Annotated in this window: 18 protein-coding genes; 8 read left to right on the top strand and 10 right to left on the bottom strand. The window is 31.0% G+C overall.

All coding sequences use genetic code 4. The features are described from left to right. Positions 1 to 50: 50 nt before the first annotated feature. The 7 genes from ylqF to K4L35_RS02930 all read right to left on the bottom strand — a co-directional run bounded on the left by ylqF (position 51) and on the right by K4L35_RS02930 (position 5569). On the bottom strand, positions 51 to 905 hold the full coding sequence (gene ylqF, locus K4L35_RS02960) for a ribosome biogenesis GTPase YlqF (protein WP_221617444.1): 855 nt from the start codon (positions 903 to 905) through the stop codon (positions 51 to 53). After that, complete coding sequence (locus tag K4L35_RS02955; protein ID WP_221617443.1) at positions 889 to 1146, bottom strand: hypothetical protein; 258 nt, start codon at positions 1144 to 1146, stop codon at positions 889 to 891. The genes ylqF and K4L35_RS02955 overlap by 17 nt, the downstream gene beginning before the upstream one ends. Further along, a complete protein-coding gene (locus K4L35_RS02950) occupies positions 1139 to 1858 on the bottom strand; it encodes an RNA methyltransferase (protein WP_221617442.1) in 720 nt (239 codons plus the stop codon). Before K4L35_RS02950 ends, K4L35_RS02955 begins: the two co-directional genes overlap by 8 nt. Then, positions 1848 to 2381 carry a tRNA (cytidine(34)-2'-O)-methyltransferase gene (locus K4L35_RS02945; protein ID WP_221617441.1) on the bottom strand — a complete coding sequence of 178 codons (534 nt, stop codon included), beginning with the start codon at positions 2379 to 2381 and terminating at the stop codon, positions 1848 to 1850. The genes K4L35_RS02950 and K4L35_RS02945 overlap by 11 nt, the downstream gene beginning before the upstream one ends. An 87-nt stretch (positions 2382 to 2468) precedes the next feature. Then, positions 2469 to 3788, bottom strand: coding sequence for an MAG1430 family protein (locus tag K4L35_RS02940; RefSeq protein WP_221617440.1), 1320 nt, complete (start codon positions 3786 to 3788; stop codon positions 2469 to 2471). Next, the gene (gene yihA / locus K4L35_RS02935) at positions 3781 to 4374 is read right to left on the bottom strand and encodes a ribosome biogenesis GTP-binding protein YihA/YsxC (RefSeq protein WP_221617439.1); all 594 of its coding nucleotides are present in this window, start codon (positions 4372 to 4374) and stop codon (positions 3781 to 3783) included. The genes K4L35_RS02940 and yihA overlap by 8 nt, the downstream gene beginning before the upstream one ends. Then, the gene (locus tag K4L35_RS02930) at positions 4367 to 5569 is read right to left on the bottom strand and encodes an acetate/propionate family kinase (RefSeq protein ID WP_221617438.1); all 1203 of its coding nucleotides are present in this window, start codon (positions 5567 to 5569) and stop codon (positions 4367 to 4369) included. Before K4L35_RS02930 ends, yihA begins: the two co-directional genes overlap by 8 nt. 88 nt (positions 5570 to 5657) lie before the next feature. Between K4L35_RS02930 and K4L35_RS02925 the strand changes: the two genes are divergently transcribed. From K4L35_RS02925 to K4L35_RS02915, 3 genes are read left to right on the top strand one after another with little or no spacing between them, the layout of a single operon-like run. Continuing rightward, entirely contained in the window at positions 5658 to 6131 is a 474-nt protein-coding gene (locus K4L35_RS02925; RefSeq protein ID WP_221617437.1) for a dihydrofolate reductase, read from the top strand. Continuing rightward, entirely contained in the window at positions 6131 to 7045 is a 915-nt protein-coding gene (locus K4L35_RS02920; RefSeq protein WP_221617436.1) for a YgjP-like metallopeptidase domain-containing protein, read from the top strand. Before K4L35_RS02925 ends, K4L35_RS02920 begins: the two co-directional genes overlap by 1 nt. Before the next feature lie 9 nt (positions 7046 to 7054). Next, positions 7055 to 10264: a transglutaminase-like domain-containing protein gene (locus tag K4L35_RS02915; RefSeq protein WP_221617435.1), complete on the top strand. Its 3210-nt coding sequence runs from the start codon at positions 7055 to 7057 to the stop codon at positions 10262 to 10264. A 49-nt stretch (positions 10265 to 10313) separates the two neighbouring features. On the opposite strand, the gene K4L35_RS02910 is transcribed toward K4L35_RS02915, so the two are convergent. From K4L35_RS02910 to K4L35_RS02900, 3 genes are read right to left on the bottom strand one after another with little or no spacing between them, the layout of a single operon-like run. Further along, positions 10314 to 11336: a hypothetical protein gene (locus K4L35_RS02910; protein ID WP_221617434.1), complete on the bottom strand. Its 1023-nt coding sequence runs from the start codon at positions 11334 to 11336 to the stop codon at positions 10314 to 10316. Further along, a complete protein-coding gene (locus K4L35_RS02905; protein ID WP_221617433.1) occupies positions 11329 to 11892 on the bottom strand; it encodes a DJ-1/PfpI family protein in 564 nt (187 codons plus the stop codon). The genes K4L35_RS02910 and K4L35_RS02905 overlap by 8 nt, the downstream gene beginning before the upstream one ends. 1 nt (position 11893) lies before the next feature. Beyond that, entirely contained in the window at positions 11894 to 12358 is a 465-nt protein-coding gene (locus K4L35_RS02900) for an L-threonylcarbamoyladenylate synthase (protein ID WP_221617432.1), read from the bottom strand. Between the two features lie 35 nt (positions 12359 to 12393). Between K4L35_RS02900 and mutM the strand changes: the two genes are divergently transcribed. The 5 genes from mutM to K4L35_RS02875 are packed head-to-tail and all read left to right on the top strand — an operon-like array spanning position 12394 to position 15423. Continuing rightward, positions 12394 to 13221, top strand: a complete 828-nt coding sequence (gene mutM / locus K4L35_RS02895) for a DNA-formamidopyrimidine glycosylase (protein ID WP_221617431.1) — start codon at positions 12394 to 12396, stop codon at positions 13219 to 13221. Continuing rightward, positions 13214 to 13741, top strand: a complete 528-nt coding sequence (locus K4L35_RS02890) for an isochorismatase family cysteine hydrolase (protein WP_255558977.1) — start codon at positions 13214 to 13216, stop codon at positions 13739 to 13741. The genes mutM and K4L35_RS02890 overlap by 8 nt, the downstream gene beginning before the upstream one ends. After that, positions 13741 to 14058, top strand: a complete 318-nt coding sequence (locus K4L35_RS02885; protein WP_221617429.1) for a Smr/MutS family protein — start codon at positions 13741 to 13743, stop codon at positions 14056 to 14058. Before K4L35_RS02890 ends, K4L35_RS02885 begins: the two co-directional genes overlap by 1 nt. Before the next feature lie 2 nt (positions 14059 to 14060). Continuing rightward, positions 14061 to 15146 (top strand): M42 family peptidase, encoded by a 1086-nt coding sequence (locus K4L35_RS02880; protein WP_221617428.1) that lies wholly within the window; start codon positions 14061 to 14063, stop codon positions 15144 to 15146. Between the two features lie 46 nt (positions 15147 to 15192). Continuing rightward, on the top strand, positions 15193 to 15423 hold the full coding sequence (locus K4L35_RS02875; protein ID WP_221617427.1) for a YneF family protein: 231 nt from the start codon (positions 15193 to 15195) through the stop codon (positions 15421 to 15423). Positions 15424 to 15464 lie beyond the last annotated feature (41 nt).

Raw genomic sequence — 15464 nt, 5'->3', positions numbered from 1 at the left:
TTGCTTAATTATTATAGCATAAAAAAATAATTAAGCGTAATATTTTTTAATTATTCGTATGTAACGTCCTTTAGGTACTTAACCCAATTAATGAATCAGTCATAGACCTTATCAATATCGACCGATCCACCATTAGCAATGAAATTTCTTTGCTTTGCCAACGATCTTAATTGATTGTAAACAGCTGCATCTTCAAGTTCTGGTTCAACTCCTAGGTCTTGGATTTTATTTGGGTAATAATTTGAAATTAATTTATAAAATTCTGTCGCAAGAAACATTTTAGGAAAAACATCAATTTTAATTGAACTGATTGCTGCTAATTTAACGCCTGCAAACTGGTCTGTTAATTTAGGCAGCAATATTCCTGGAGTGTCCATAAAGTAGTAATTATCAACAGCAACTCATTTTTTGGATCTTGTAACTCCTGGGTAGTTAGCTACTTCTAATTTTGAGTTTTGCGACATTAAATTAATTAGTGAACTTTTACCTGCGTTAGGAACACCAACAACGAAACATTTGATCTTTGGATTTACGAAACCTTTTTGTTTTTCTCGTTCTACTTTTTCTTTTGTAAGCTGTTTTATAGCCTTCAAAATGATTTGTCGTGAGTTTTTCTTTCTTAAATCAGCTCAAATGATTTTAGAACCCTTGAAACGTTCCTTGATCATGTCGACTTTGCTTTTATCCATTAAATCTGATTTAGTAATAACAAAAAGTCGAGGTTTTGTAGGTGAAATGGAATCAAAGTCTTCATTGTAAGAGCTGATTGGTGATCTCGCATCCAAAACAACTATAAACAAGTCTAATAACGGTGAATTTTCTTTGATTTCCTTCATCGCTTTAGCCATATGACCAGGGTATCAATTTATTAAAATATCGTACTCTTCTTTAATTTTTATATCCATCTTTTAGTCCTTTATTTTCGTTTTGTAGTTGTTTTTTCTCAAATGACAACTTTTGAACAGAAAGTTCAAGTTCTTTAATTTTTTCAACTTGCGAATTAGTCTCTTCATTTAAAAAAGAAACCTTTTCTTTAAGCAAATCAATTTCTTTATGTAGCATGAAAATATACTGATTAACTTGCTCTTTAGAATATCCATTTAGTTCCAAAAAAAAGTTTTGTGTTTCTATTTTTTTACTATCCATTTCTTACCTTATTTAAAATAATTGCTGTTGCTGTAGCTACATTCAAACTTTCAAATGAAATTGGTATATATAACTGTTCTGTAGCTATTTTTAAAACTTCTTGTGAGACTCCGACACCTTCGTTTCCCATGATAATTACAAATTTATCAGCAAAACGAACTTCGTTCAATGTTTTTGCAGTTTTGTCTAGATTCGTCGCAATTACTTGGTATCCTGATTTAGCAAGTGACTGCAAAGTTATGTTATCTTTGACTTGAATAATATTCTGATGGAAAAATGCACCTTGAGTTGCTCTTAAAACTTTAGAATTGTAAATATCAAAGTTTTTGACTATAACTGTATCGATGTCAAAAGATCTTGAAAGTCTAATTATTGTTCCTATATTACCTGGATCTTGAATAGCATCTAAATACAAAACCTTACTTCCGATTTTCTGATCTTTTTTGTACGTTGAAACACCTATTATTGGTTGTGGTGTGTTTAACTCGCTTAAAGCTTCGATCACTTCGTCGCTGACTATTAATTTTTTAGAAAACTCAAAATAATCTGATTTTTTCGATACGAACACTTGCTCTAGAAGTCCTGCTTCTTTTGCTTCTTGAACAAGGTGAAGTCCTTCTACTAAAAATTGTCTAGCTTGATTACGATACTTTTTTTGTTTTAATTTAATAAAATCTTTGATTTTAGGATTATTTTTACTGTTAATTATCATTATCGTTTAAAAGGTAATCCTTTCCTTTTTGCACTTCAAATAAGCTTAATTCGTTTCAATCGAGTTGTTTCATTACTTCAAAACCAAGGATTGAGACGCAGTTAGCAAGATTTATTGAACGCATTGCAGAAACCATTGGAATTCTAATACATGTCTCTAAATTATCTTTTAAAATTGCTTTATCAATTCCTGTCGATTCACGACCAAACATCATTCAAACTTCACCCGTTCTTTGGTGAACTTCTTTATAATCAACTTGATCATATGTTTTTAAACCATATCTAGTAACGTAGTAAATCTCTTTATCGCCGTATTTGTTAGCAAAATCAGCATAAGAAGAGTGCACTTCATGTTGAATATCACTAAGCATTCTCCCTGCACCATAACGACGTAAAAACTTAGGATCTAAGTCGAATCCAAGTGGTTTGATAATGTGTAGTTTTGCCCCTAAAGCAAAACAAGTTCTGATAATATTCCCTGTATTTGGGCAAATTTCGGGTTGAAATAGTACAATATTTAGCATATTTTTATTATATAGAGAATTTAACAACAGCAATTAAATAAGTTTAATTTAAAATACAACCTTTTTTAGGTTGTACTTTATTGTTTATTAGCTTGCCGTTTCAGGGGTTGAATTTTCTTCTGCTGAAGTTTGGTTTGATCGATTTTCTGAATTATTTTGAGAATCATTTGGTTGTTCTTGAGAATTGCCTTCTGCTGCGTTTTCAGATTTAAGTTCTGAAACACTCAATTCAAACACCTTCTTAATTTCGTAATAAGTATTTTTTAAGAATGTTTTTGGCGTGAAAGTAACTGTAAATAAGAGTTTTTGGTTTTCTGCGTCTTCTCTTAATCTATCTCATTTTTGAACAAAATTGTTTAATCATGAACTTGATTCTTCTGAAGTTGTCAGTTTTAATAAAGGATAAGATCTGGTTTGATCAGAATATGAAAGCTCTGATTTTTTAATTTCAGAAAACTCTTTATTATTTCCTTTTAGACTTAATTGCTCAATAAGTTTTTTATCTTCTAGAAATTTTAGTGATAACTCTTGAGTTACACTTCCTGAAATCATTACATTTTTAGTTTTATTTAGCAGCTGTGAATCTGTATCTTTAATTAATCCTGATAAAGATGTATCAGCATCATAAAGTACTGTAATAGGCTTATATGTTAGATTAGTAACTTGTTGTGAAACTTCTAAAGTAGATTCTGAAGCTTGTTTTTCTAAGATATTATCATTATTTGAAACTTTTCTGTGTTCAAATCATTTTTTAATTAAATCAGCTTGATTTTCGCTTGAAGCTGATTCATAGGCATTTTTAATTTCTTCGATAGTATTAAAGGCAAGAATATCGTCTTTAAGGATTGTGTCCTCATCAACATTTCTATATTTAAACTTTTCTTCTTCGGATACCTTTTTAAAACCTTTTAATTGGTAAACGTATGATTCTGTTTTAGGTTTTTCCTTCACATTTTTTTCCACCAACGTTACTTTTAATAGTAAAACACCTTCTGAATCGTTAGCAAAAGACTCTAAATTTATCGAATAGTTTTCGCTTAAAACGTTGAAGGGTTGATTGTTTTGAGTTTTTAAAGTGAAAAAGTCATATGCAGGATGATTTTCCTTTGATTTCATTAGAACTTTTTCTCAGAAGTCATAAACTCTGTATTCGCTAGGATACCCAGAAGGATATCCGTTGTATAGAAGTTTTGAACCTGTAACGAATTCTCCTGCGTAATAGTCATTTTGGTCTTTTTTGAATTTAAATTCAAAATCACTTAAAACAGGTAAAACACGATTTTGTATTAAGCCTGAGTATTTGTCATCCTGATTTTTTTTGGCACTTGCATAAAGAACTCCTGAAGTTACAACTGCAGCAGAAGCAACTCCTATCCCTGCTAAAAGTATTAAATTTTTCTTATTCATGTGACTCCTTAGAAAATAAACTGTCGATGTGATTTGATAGGTTTAAAATATTTGTTCCTTTTTCACTCGACACCATAAAAACAGAAGATATTGAAAAACCTTGGATTTGCTCTTGGAAACTTTTGAGCAATTTGTGTCTTTCAGATTGATTAAGTTTGTCAATTTTTGTGAAAACTACGGTTATCGGCAAATCAATACTTGGTGAGCAAATAAAATCTAAAATTTGTTGGTCAATCTTAGTAACACCTGTTCTAGAATCAAAAAGAAGAATAATGTCAGAAAGTCTAGGATTATTAAGGAGATAATCTTCAATCATTTTAAGCATCTTTGCACTCTCGGTTTTAGACATTTTAGCATATCCATATCCTGGCAAATCTACTAAGACGTTTCCGTTTTGGTCTGCAAAATAGTTTAATAACTGTGTTCTTCCTGGTGTTTTCGAAACTCTGGCTAGTTTTGAGTTTTTTGTTAAGGCGTTAATTAAAGAGCTTTTTCCAACATTTGATCTTCCTCAAAAGCAAACTTCATTACCTTCGTGTTCATATCAGTTAGATGAATTTGTTGCTGATTTTATGAACTTATACATTTTCTTCCTCGTAAAACTTTATTGCATCTTTAGCAATAACAATTTCTTCATCTGTTCTGACTACATACACCTGTATTTTGCTTTCTGGTTTTGTAATAATTTTATAATCATCTTCAAAACTTGATGAATTTGCTTTGTCATCAAATTCAATATTTAAAAGTGGCAGCATTTCAATCACTCTTTTTCTAACGCTTGGCGTATTTTCACCAATTCCACCCGTAAACACAAGAGCTTCAAGATTATTTCCGACCTTATTTGCGTAATTTATGGCGTAATCTGCGATTTTACGCGAATATAACTCAAGGGTAAACTGAGCTTGCTCATTGCCATTATTAGCTGCAGAAACAACATCTCTAATATCGCTGGAAACTCCAGAAACACCTTCTAAACCAGATTCATTATTAAGCATTTGTGTGACTTCTTCAATAGTCATGTTTGCTCTTATTTTAAGAATTTCATGAATTGATGGATCAATATCACCTGAACGTGTCCCCATAAATATTCCTGCTAATGGTGTCATACCCATTGAAGTGTCTATTGACTTAGAGTTTGAAATCGCACAAAGAGAAGCTCCATTCCCAAGGTGCATGTTAACAATATTTACACCTTTTTTACCTAAGAGTTCTTCCATTCTTTGCGTTATATAACGATGCGAAACTCCATGAGCTCCGTACTTTTTTATCCCATATTTCTCAGTAATTTTCTTTGAAATTGGGTATGTGTAGTTAACTTTCTCTATTGTTTGATGAAACTCGCTATCTAACTCAGCAGCCATTTTTGCACTTGGAATAAACTTTTGAAACGATTTCATTGATTGAGCAGCTCCAGGGTTATGAAGTGGTGCTAAATAAGAAAGTTTTTCAATCGTTTGAATCTCATTCATAGTTATTTTGGTTGATTTGGTAATTTCTTCACCACCATGAACAAGACGGTATCCAATGTACTCAATTTCTTCAGGATTTGAAATTAATTCTACTTCTTTCATTAGTTTTATTAATTCACTAACAGCCTTATCAAATGTATCTAAAGTTAAGGTTCTAATATGAGTACCATTAAACTTAACTTTAATTTCACCATTTGGTAAACCAATTCTTTCTGCTCCACCACTTGAAATTGCTTCAAGTGTGTCTTTCACATACAGTTTATATTTAATGGAACTACTTCCTGGATTTATTGCTAAAACTTTCTTAACCACTACTCCCCCTTTTTAATATAAATATTTTATATTATTTGCTTTTAATCTTCTTTTTTTAACCTCGCTTTAAACTTGTTAAAATGTAATTATGATAAAAGCAATACTAGCAATGACAAAAGACGGCGTAATCGGAAAAGGTAACGAACTTCCTTGAGACATTCCAGAAGAACTGATGCATTTCAAACGTGTAACAGATGGGAAAATTTTACTGTTTGGTCAAAACACTTTTGATAACTTGAAAATTAAATGAGGCAATCGAAAGGTTTACGTTTTAACAAGAAATAAAGAACTAAAAAGTGAAGACCCCAATGTTAAATACATAAACAACTTAAGAGAAGTCTTAAAGCACTATGAAACAGGCGAAAAAGATCTTTACATCTGTGGTGGTTTAGAAGTTTACGAGCAAACTTTGCAATATGCAGATGAAGCAATAATAACTTTAATCAAAGAAGATTATGAAGGTGATAAAGTGTTAAATACCTACTTTTGAGACTGGTTCACAGTCGAAAAGGTTGATGCTTACCAAGATTTTGATGTGTATTACTGCAAAAAGAAATGATAATGAATAAGAAACAAAAATTAGATAAATTAAGACATTTATTTAATGTTTTAAATGAATATGGTTTTAATATTAAAACGCTTTCAGATTCAGTTTATAAACCGTTTCTGGAAGCTTTTTTAAAAAGCGATCTTAAGAAAGAAAATGCTTTATGAAGATCAAAAGAAAACATCTTTTTTGTATATATCCAAAATTGACCCAAAGGTCTAAAAGAAGATAGATTATCAATAATTAAAAATCAAAGATTTTACACATTTTCTAAATTTAAAAAAATTAAAGACAGTCAAGTTTATATAGCTTTAATCCATGATTTGATGGAAACTTATATAGGAACTAAATTACTTTTACCAATTGAAAAGAACTATTTTTGGCTTTTTGGAAAGAGAATACCTTATAAATTTCAAGAACATTTTGGTGTTATTTCTATTTATTTAGAAAATCAAGTACTGACGATCAAAAGTTCAAAAAAAACAATAAGTAAAAATATCATAAAATTCATGCAAAAAAGCTTAGAGAAATATATAACAGGCACTTTAGACCTCTTCCTATCCAGAACTGACGCTAGTTCTTTCCCTGATTGAGGTGGTTATAATATTCAATTTAAAAGCTCTAAAAGTAAATGAGCAAGTTTATCTTGTAAAAAAAATATTACAAACTTACCATACAAAAGAACCTTTAGTTTTAGTTACAACCTGGCAGTTTATGAAAAAGAGTATATTGACGTTATAATCTGGCACGAAATAGCTCATATTTATCAACAAAATCATTCAAAAAATTTTTATAATGTTTTAGAAAAACTAATTCCTAGTTACAAAGTAACTAAGAAACTTTTCGACGAAAATCTAAAATGCGTACCACTTACTAAAAATAGTTTGTGAGAACATGAAGTTCCGTTTTTTGATTTTGATGAAATTTAAGAGGTAAATATGAAAAAAAGTAATTTAGTTAAAAGTTTGATAGCGATAGCTTCAGCATCACCTGTTGCATTCATCGTTTCATGTTCTCTCTTTGGGCAAAGCGAGAACAGCAAGAATGATAATTCAAGTTCAAACATTATTAACAAACCAAAACAAGATTCACAAATTCAAAAAGATGGTAAAAACGAAGAAAACTCAAACAATGCTACAAGGCAGGAAGATACAAAAAATACATCTTCAAATAGCCAAAATGAAAATCAAAACCAAAACGAATCAACCACAAAAGATTCTAATAATCCTGAGATAAATAACCACACAAATGACCAAGATTCTGTAAACAACCAAATAGCAGAAAATAACACAAATGACCAAGATTCTGCAAACAACCAAGAAACAGAAAGAAACACTAGCGAACAAAATTCCGAAAACAAACAGAAGGAAGTTAATCCTTCACAGGATGATCAAGTTAACGAATCGGTTAATAATTCTGAAACACCTGAGGTTGTTACAGAAGAAAAACAAAACGAAACTGTTTCTGAAAATACAGAAAATGTCGATCATCAAAACACTAATTCTGATGTTAAAGAAAAAGAAAATCAAGATTCTTCTGTCGCAGAACACGATACTTCAAACGAACAAGAAAATCAAAATGCAGAAACACCTTCTGAAGAAGTAGAGGCAAATACACAAGAAACGCATCCTGACTCATCTAATGTTTATCAAAATCTGCTAAACCAAGTTGAAAAAATATCAAGAGAGGATATGTCAAGATTCTTTGCAAATATTTACAACAGCAACGTTCTCGATGATGTTCTTGAAGGTATTAACAATCAAGAGATTTCTCTAGATGACGCTAGAATTGATGAAATTAACTCAGATCTTTACGCAAAGCTTATAGAACTATCAAACGCTGAAAGCTCATCTAACTACAGTCTTTCAAGAAAAAGGTTTGAAAGATTAAGTATCAAAATTGTTGAAATTTTACTGAAAAAGATATTGCCAAACTATGATGAAGTTTTAGAAATGCTTGTTTTTAATCGTTTAACATCTAATGGTGCTTACTTCGATTTTAAAATTGAATCTTATGATAATCCAGGAAAACAAGTGCTTAAATTCTGAGCACAAAACAATTGAACATATTGAGACGATATGAAAAATGAAGTTATTAACAGACTAGTTTCTTTCTCAAATGATCTTTCTGCTTACTATAAAGCTATTAAAAATTCAATTTCAATCTTTGAATCAAAAAGAGATCAAACATACACTCCATCAAGTCAAAATATTATTCAAGAGTTTAAGAGTGCATCAGAACTTGATATTCTTAAAAAATACTCATTTAAACAATTAGATGAAATGGTTACAAGGATTAAGGGTGACGAATTGCGTCAAGAAGCTCATAAATTAGTTAATTACAAACCTTCAAGAATAATTGCAAAGTTTGATGAGATTTTAAACAATTCGGTTAATTCATCTTCAGCCAAAGAAATGATTGAAAGCGTTAGTGATGAATTTAAAACTTACTTATTAGAAGAATTTAAGAAAGTTTTAATCCGTTTTGAAGCGACAGATCACCTTTACAAGCAAATTGAAATCAGATTGAAATATATTATCAAGAAAATTGAAAGTGATTTTGGTAACCCAGTTGTGTTCCAATGAGGTTATGACGATAACAAACAATTATCACTTGAACCTACTATATTTAAAATGCAGTCAGTTCAAGTCATTGAGTTTAATGCCTTAAACTTATTTGCATTATTAGGGCAATATTTAGAGTATGCTGAACTTTTAAACACAAATGCTCCAAACTTTAGCATTAATACAGATGATCTAGATATCTACAGAGTCGTTGATAAATATACAGATCAGAATTCAAAGGACTTACTAAAAACAAACCTTGATCTGCACCCTAAAACTTGATACGGTCTTAAAAGAGTAAATACTCAAGAAGAATACATAAATGATTATCTTACAATGGACCTAAATGGTTATGAGTCTTTTGATGTTATTGAAGATCCTATTGAAAATGATGTTGTTAACGACACTACTTATGAAAAAAGACAATTCATGAGAAACTATGCAGAGTTTACAGATAAGTATTTCTTAAAACTTGGTAATTTCGATGGCACCGACTTCGAACTTCAAGAAGAACAGCCTTTTGATAACGTTTTTGTTAGAAGTCACGACTTCTTCAAAAATGTTGATTACAAAAAGTTTAGAGACTATTATGGTGAATGACAAAAATACGAAAACGGAGATCTTCATTTCGAAAGAACTGATGATAACTGATTCTTCGCTCAACTATTAAGTGATAAACCAGGATACTTTTATGACTATCACTTAAATCCAACTTGATTGTATAAACTTCCTGATGCTGATTTAAACAACCTCGAAACTTCAGTTTATAAACAATTAAACAACTATGAAGGTTACTTAAAACCTATGACATATAATAAAACTATCGAAATTACGAAACCAGTTTATGGTAGCGTTGATCATTTAGATAAAAGAAGAGATTTAAAAGAACAATCAGTATTGCCAAAATTATTGATTAACGAATGAATCGCGAAATGAAAAGAAGTTTTACCTAAAATTGTTGACAAAAATTGAAGCGATGAAAAGAAAGTTAAAGCTGTAGCCCTATTTATTGCTTCAAATACGATGTATATGAAAGATGAACTAGACGGTGATCAAATCGACTTTACTCTCGAGGGATACGGATTCTATTCACCATTCCAAATCTTTAAAAACGATATTAGACAGAAATGTGTCGGATACACTTCAAACGTTTCGATGGCACTAACATTACTTGGAATCCCTGTAAGGCAAGTGGGTGGATTACTAACTCAGCCTGGAGTAAGTGATGATGGTGGTCATGCTTGAAACGAAGTTTACTTAGATGGAAGATGAAAAATAGTTGACCTTACTAATATAGATGCAGCAGAACAAGATTCATTCTACTTAGAAGAAGGATACGATCCTAAAACTGCACAAACATCACGTTTATTAATGGAAATAGATTTAGATTTAGTATTACAAGAAAGAAATGCAGTGGACTACCTTAAATTAGATCTTTCAAACTACTTAATGACATTATTCAAGTATAAAAACCCACAAGGTTACAACTACCAAGGAATGCCTGAATACTTTACAAAAACACCTGAACAACAACCAACATGACAACAATGAACAGAAGTTAGAAATAAATCGAGAACATCTTAATATTAAGAGATCAATATACAAAAAAGCCTGTGATACAGGCTTTTTTTGTTTATGAGTAAAGTTCTTTAATCTTTGATGAAATTTCTTTTAACAAGTTATCGATAATTACAATTTCACGGTTTTTCTGAGATTTGTAAAGACGATAGAAGGTCTTGTCTGACAATCACCTTAAGTTGATTAAAACTTCGTAAAAATCTTCTGAATTAACATTTAAATCACCTTCAAGTATTTCTTTGATATTATCTTGGCAGGTGTACATATGTTCAATAAATTGCTTTTTAGACTTATTTATTGAAGTATAGGTAACTCAAATTTTAACGAATGCTGCTGCAGATAAGATTGAAGCAATATCTAAAAAACCTGACTGGATAGCATCTTTAAATTTTCCTTCTGGTATGCTTATTAAGCCGAAAGATAACATTACCGATAATAAAACTAAAGATCATGCAATTAAAATTCAGAAAAACAAATCATAAATTTTAACTGTTGTTTTAGTTGCATTCGTGCTGGATCTTCTTAAAATTTGTGAAATAGCATTAGCTGAATGATACAAATCTGAAATAATTTGAACCTTTCTTGCTTGCAGATGAGAATTTGATTCAGTTTTGAATTGCAATAATATTAACTGAGTATCGAAATCAAAAGCTTTAAAATCGCTTTTATTTCTAAATTTAAGATCTTGATGTTTGAGATCAACAACCGAGTACTTTTTGATCAAATACTGTGTTTTGACGTTTTTGGAATCTCTGAATTCTGATAACTTTTGCCTAAAAGTTCTGTAAACAAGAAACTTTCATAAAGAGTATCCAAAACCAATTACCGAAAGCAGGTAAAAGGAAGTAATGTTTATCACTAAAATTAATCAAGCTGCCCCTTTTATCGGATCGGTATTATCGAGTTTAAATAAATAATCAACACAATAAAGAATGAAGAAACACAAAAAGCTTGCAAGCCATATTTTTAAAATACTTTTGAAAATTGTTTTTACTTCATCTAAGTCTTTAGGTCTGTTTTTAAGGTAAAAACGTAACAGCTCTTCTTCGTTTTTAATTCTTTTAATTTTATTAAGCATTTTCACCTAACATTCCAAAATAGGCTTTTTTATATGATTCTTCGTCAGATAACATCTTAACTGCAAGAAGAGCTAGCTCTAAAGTTGCTCCTGCACTTCTACCTGTGGCAATTTTGTCATTAGATTGAATCACTAACTTATTTGGGTTGTAAAACTCATCTCTTGAATCTTTAGATCAATCACTTGGAAATGCTGTGTATTTTAAATCTTGTAGCACATTAGCTTCTTTTAAAGCATTTGGTGCATCACAAATAGCAAAAACAAACTTACCTTGGTCAACAAACTTTTGAACAAGCTTTTGAGCTTCTAAATTACTACGAAGTTCTTGAGCAGCAGGACCACCTGGTACATAAACTGCATCATACTCACTTATATCATCACTAAATTTTTCGACACTTAAATCGAAATTGTCATATTGTGATCTTAAAATTCCTTTTTTAGCTGATACATAGGTAATTTGATCTAAAATATCTGCTCTTTTTAGAGTTGATACAAAAGTAATTAATTCGACATCGTTAAATTTGTCAAAAGTTAAAACTAACATTTTCTTTTTCATGTTATCTCCTTATCCATAGGTCTTTATCATAAATGTAAATTGAACTAGCCTGACCTGAACCTTTTCCAAAATCATATATATTTTCCTGAGGAACAGTTGGAAAAGTTGTTTTTGCATCTTTTATTTCAATTGGATTATCGCCTGAAATGTTCGCACTCGTAGCAAACATAGGTCCTTTTTCTAATAAGAATTCGCAAAGCTTTTGATTATTTGGCATTCTAAAACCTTGATCGTTAACAACAATACTGTAAGCTCCTGGTCAGAATTTTAAAGCCCATTTATCAGCTCCTGAAGTCCATTGTTCAAAGCTTCTTGCTTGATCAATAGAACCAACTAAAATCATTATTTTTTTCTCAAAAGGTCTTTGTTTAAGCTCATAAATTTTATCTAGAGAGCCACCTTTAACAGGTGTTGCTATACCACAGACCGTATCCGTTGTAAAGATGTAAATATCACGATTTTGCATATCTTTAAAATTTTAATATAAATTATAATTAATATATGCCTGAATTTCCAGAAGTAACAGTCGTGGCTAGGACTTTAAACAGCCTTGTTAAAGATAAAAAAATTATTAGTATTACAACAATTACACCAAAACTTTTCAAAGTAAATGGATTTGATGCCTTCCAGAAAGAATTAACTGATCAAAAAATTGAAAAAGTCTATAACATAGGTAAATTCATAATTTTTGAACTATCTAATGACTTAAAAATGATCTCCCATTTAAGAATGGAAGGTAAGTACTTTTTTGAAAAAGAAAGCGAAGATAACTTAAGAAACAAAAAACATGATCTTGTGTGATTCTATTTTTCGGATGATTCTGTGTTGATTTACAACGATACAAGAAGATTTGGGACATTAGAATTTGTTAAGGGTGATGTGAAAAATGCAAAAGCTATTGCAAAACTGGCAAATTTACCAGATCCAAGCGATGCAAAAGTGATAATGGAAAAAACCAAGAATACCAAAACGGCTATAAAACAGACAATTTTGAATCAAGAGATTGTTTTAGGAATCGGTAATATTTATGCTGATGAGTCGCTATTTGCTGCTAGAATCTCACCATTGAGACCGACAAACGAGTTGACAATTCAAGATTGAGAAAAACTGCTCACAAGTGCTCAAAGAATAATGGACGACAGTTTAAGACTTGGAGGTAGCTCTGTTCACAGCTACACATCGGTAAATGCATCAAAAGGTTCATACCAAGAGAAACTTAAGGTTTACGGTAAAAAAGGTGTTGAGTGTCCTGAATGCTCACAACCATTAACTAAAATAAAAGTAAATGGAAGAGGGACAACATATTGTGAAAGGTGTCAAAGTGAATAGAAAAGCTATGTTTGTTATTGATATGCTTAATGGATTTGCAAATCAAGGTCCTTTAAGCTCTGAAAATGTTAAAAAAATCATCCCTTTTATTGAAAGAGAACTCTCTACCGATGAATACACAAACTACTTTATTTGCGACGCTCACTCAGAAAACGATATTGAAATGCAACAATATCCCATTCACTGTCTAAAAGATTCACAAGAATCTCAAGTTGTGCAGGAATTAGAAAAATATGTCGATCACTATGTCTATAAAGATACAACGAATGGTTTTTTTGAAGTTTCTCCAGCAGTATATGAAAGTTATGATGAATTTTATTTAACAGGTTGTTGTACAGATATTTGTATTTTACAGTTTGGACTTTCACTAAAGATGTACTTAAACAAAATTGGTTCAAATAAACCTGTATACGTGTTTAAAGACGGTGTCTCGACTTTTGATTCTCCTGATCATAACGCAGCTGAATTTCACGAATTTGCACTTAAACTAATGGCAAATGCAGGATTAAAAATTATTTAATGTTCAAAAGTATCGATTTACACGGACTAACTACAGAAGAGGCACAGGTTATTTTAATTAATTCGCTCTTTGATTTAAAAAGAGGAAGACTCGACGTTTTATACGTAGTCACAGGTTTAGGATCTGGTGCTCTTAAGTATACAGTTGAAACAATGGCTGAAAAAAATGATTGTCAATGATCTGTTCATAATAATGGTGGCTCTTATTCAATAAGATACAACCAACCAGCATCTTTTTATCGAGATGAACCAGAATATGAAGAGATTGATTTTGAAGATTTAGATGAAATCTTTGAAAATTTTAGAATAGAGGACTAAAAATGAATAAGCAAGAATTTAAAAAAAGATTAATTAGCTACCTTGAAATTGAGGGTATGTCAAGATATGAAGAACCTGTAGCACAGGCTTTAAAGCAAAATACAATGAGTCCAAATTTTGAATACACACGTGACAAAATGGGATCATTAATCATTCACAAAAAAAGTAAAAAAGCAAATGCTCCAAAACTTATGATTGCAGCTCACATGGATGAAGTTGGTTACTTAGTAAGAATGATTGACGAAAAAGGTCAATTACTTCTTTCGCCAGTTGGTGGAATTTGACCATCTGTTGTTATTGGTACGAGAGCAAAATTAGTTACAAATAGAGACAATAAAGAGTATATGGGTGTTTTTGGTCACACAAGTATTCACATTATGCAAAACGAAGAAGTTTCTAAAGCAATGACTAACAATAAACTTTATGCTGATTTTGGATTTACATCAAAACAAGAAGCAATTGAAAAAGGTGTAGAAATTGGAGATCGTGTATATCTATCAGGTGAAACGATTTTGTTTGACAATGAAGACTTGGTTGGTGGTAAATCAATGGATAACCGTGCAGGTGTTACAGTGCTTGATTATATTGCAAACCAAGTTAAAGATCTTGATTTAGATTGTGATCTTTACTTAGTTGGTACAGTTCAAGAAGAAGTAGGAACACGTGGTGCTAAAACATCGGTTTCAATTATTAATCCTAACGTTGCTATTGCATTGGATACAACTTCATCACATGATACAATCGGAACAATACCAGGAACCACAAAGTTATTTGGAGGTGCTGCACTAAGAGTCAATGACCGTGGAACTATGATGGATCCAGGTCTTGTAGAGCAATTGGCAAAAATCTCGAGAGATAAAAACATTAAGGCCTACAAATTTGTTGCTGCAGGTGGTGGAACAGATGCTGCTGAATTACAATTCGCACAAGGTGGAGCTGCAACAATAACAGTTTCATTACCTCAGCGTTATTTACACTCACCAATTGGTGTTTGTGCAATTTCGGATTTAATGTCAGCAGGTGATTTACTTGTTGAATACATTAAATACTTATCAAAAGAAACATATGACGAAATTTCTTATAAATAAGCTTATTCATCTTTTTGATAAAATTAAATAAATAGAAGGAGTTAATATGTCAGTACTTACAGTTGTTATTACTGTTATTGCAGCAGTAATTCTTACAGCAATCGTGACAGGTTTAATTACATTCTTCTTAACAAGAAGAATGTTTGCAAAACAACTTAGAGAAAACCCGCCTATCACAGAAAAAATGATTAGAATTATGTTTTCTCAAATGGGACGTAAAGCTTCAGAAACTCAAATTAGACAAATTATGCGTTCAATGAGAGAAGCTAATAAATAAAAACTTGCCTAAGCAAGTTTTTTGATTACTGTTTTACAGGT

The organism is Mycoplasma sp. Ms02, from assembly GCF_019720735.1.
In the GTDB taxonomy this organism is placed as follows: Bacteria; Bacillota_I; Bacilli_A; order Mycoplasmatales; family Metamycoplasmataceae; genus Mycoplasmopsis.
The sequence above is the reverse complement of the archived record's forward strand: the minus strand, read 5'-3'. Positions and strand labels throughout refer to the sequence as shown.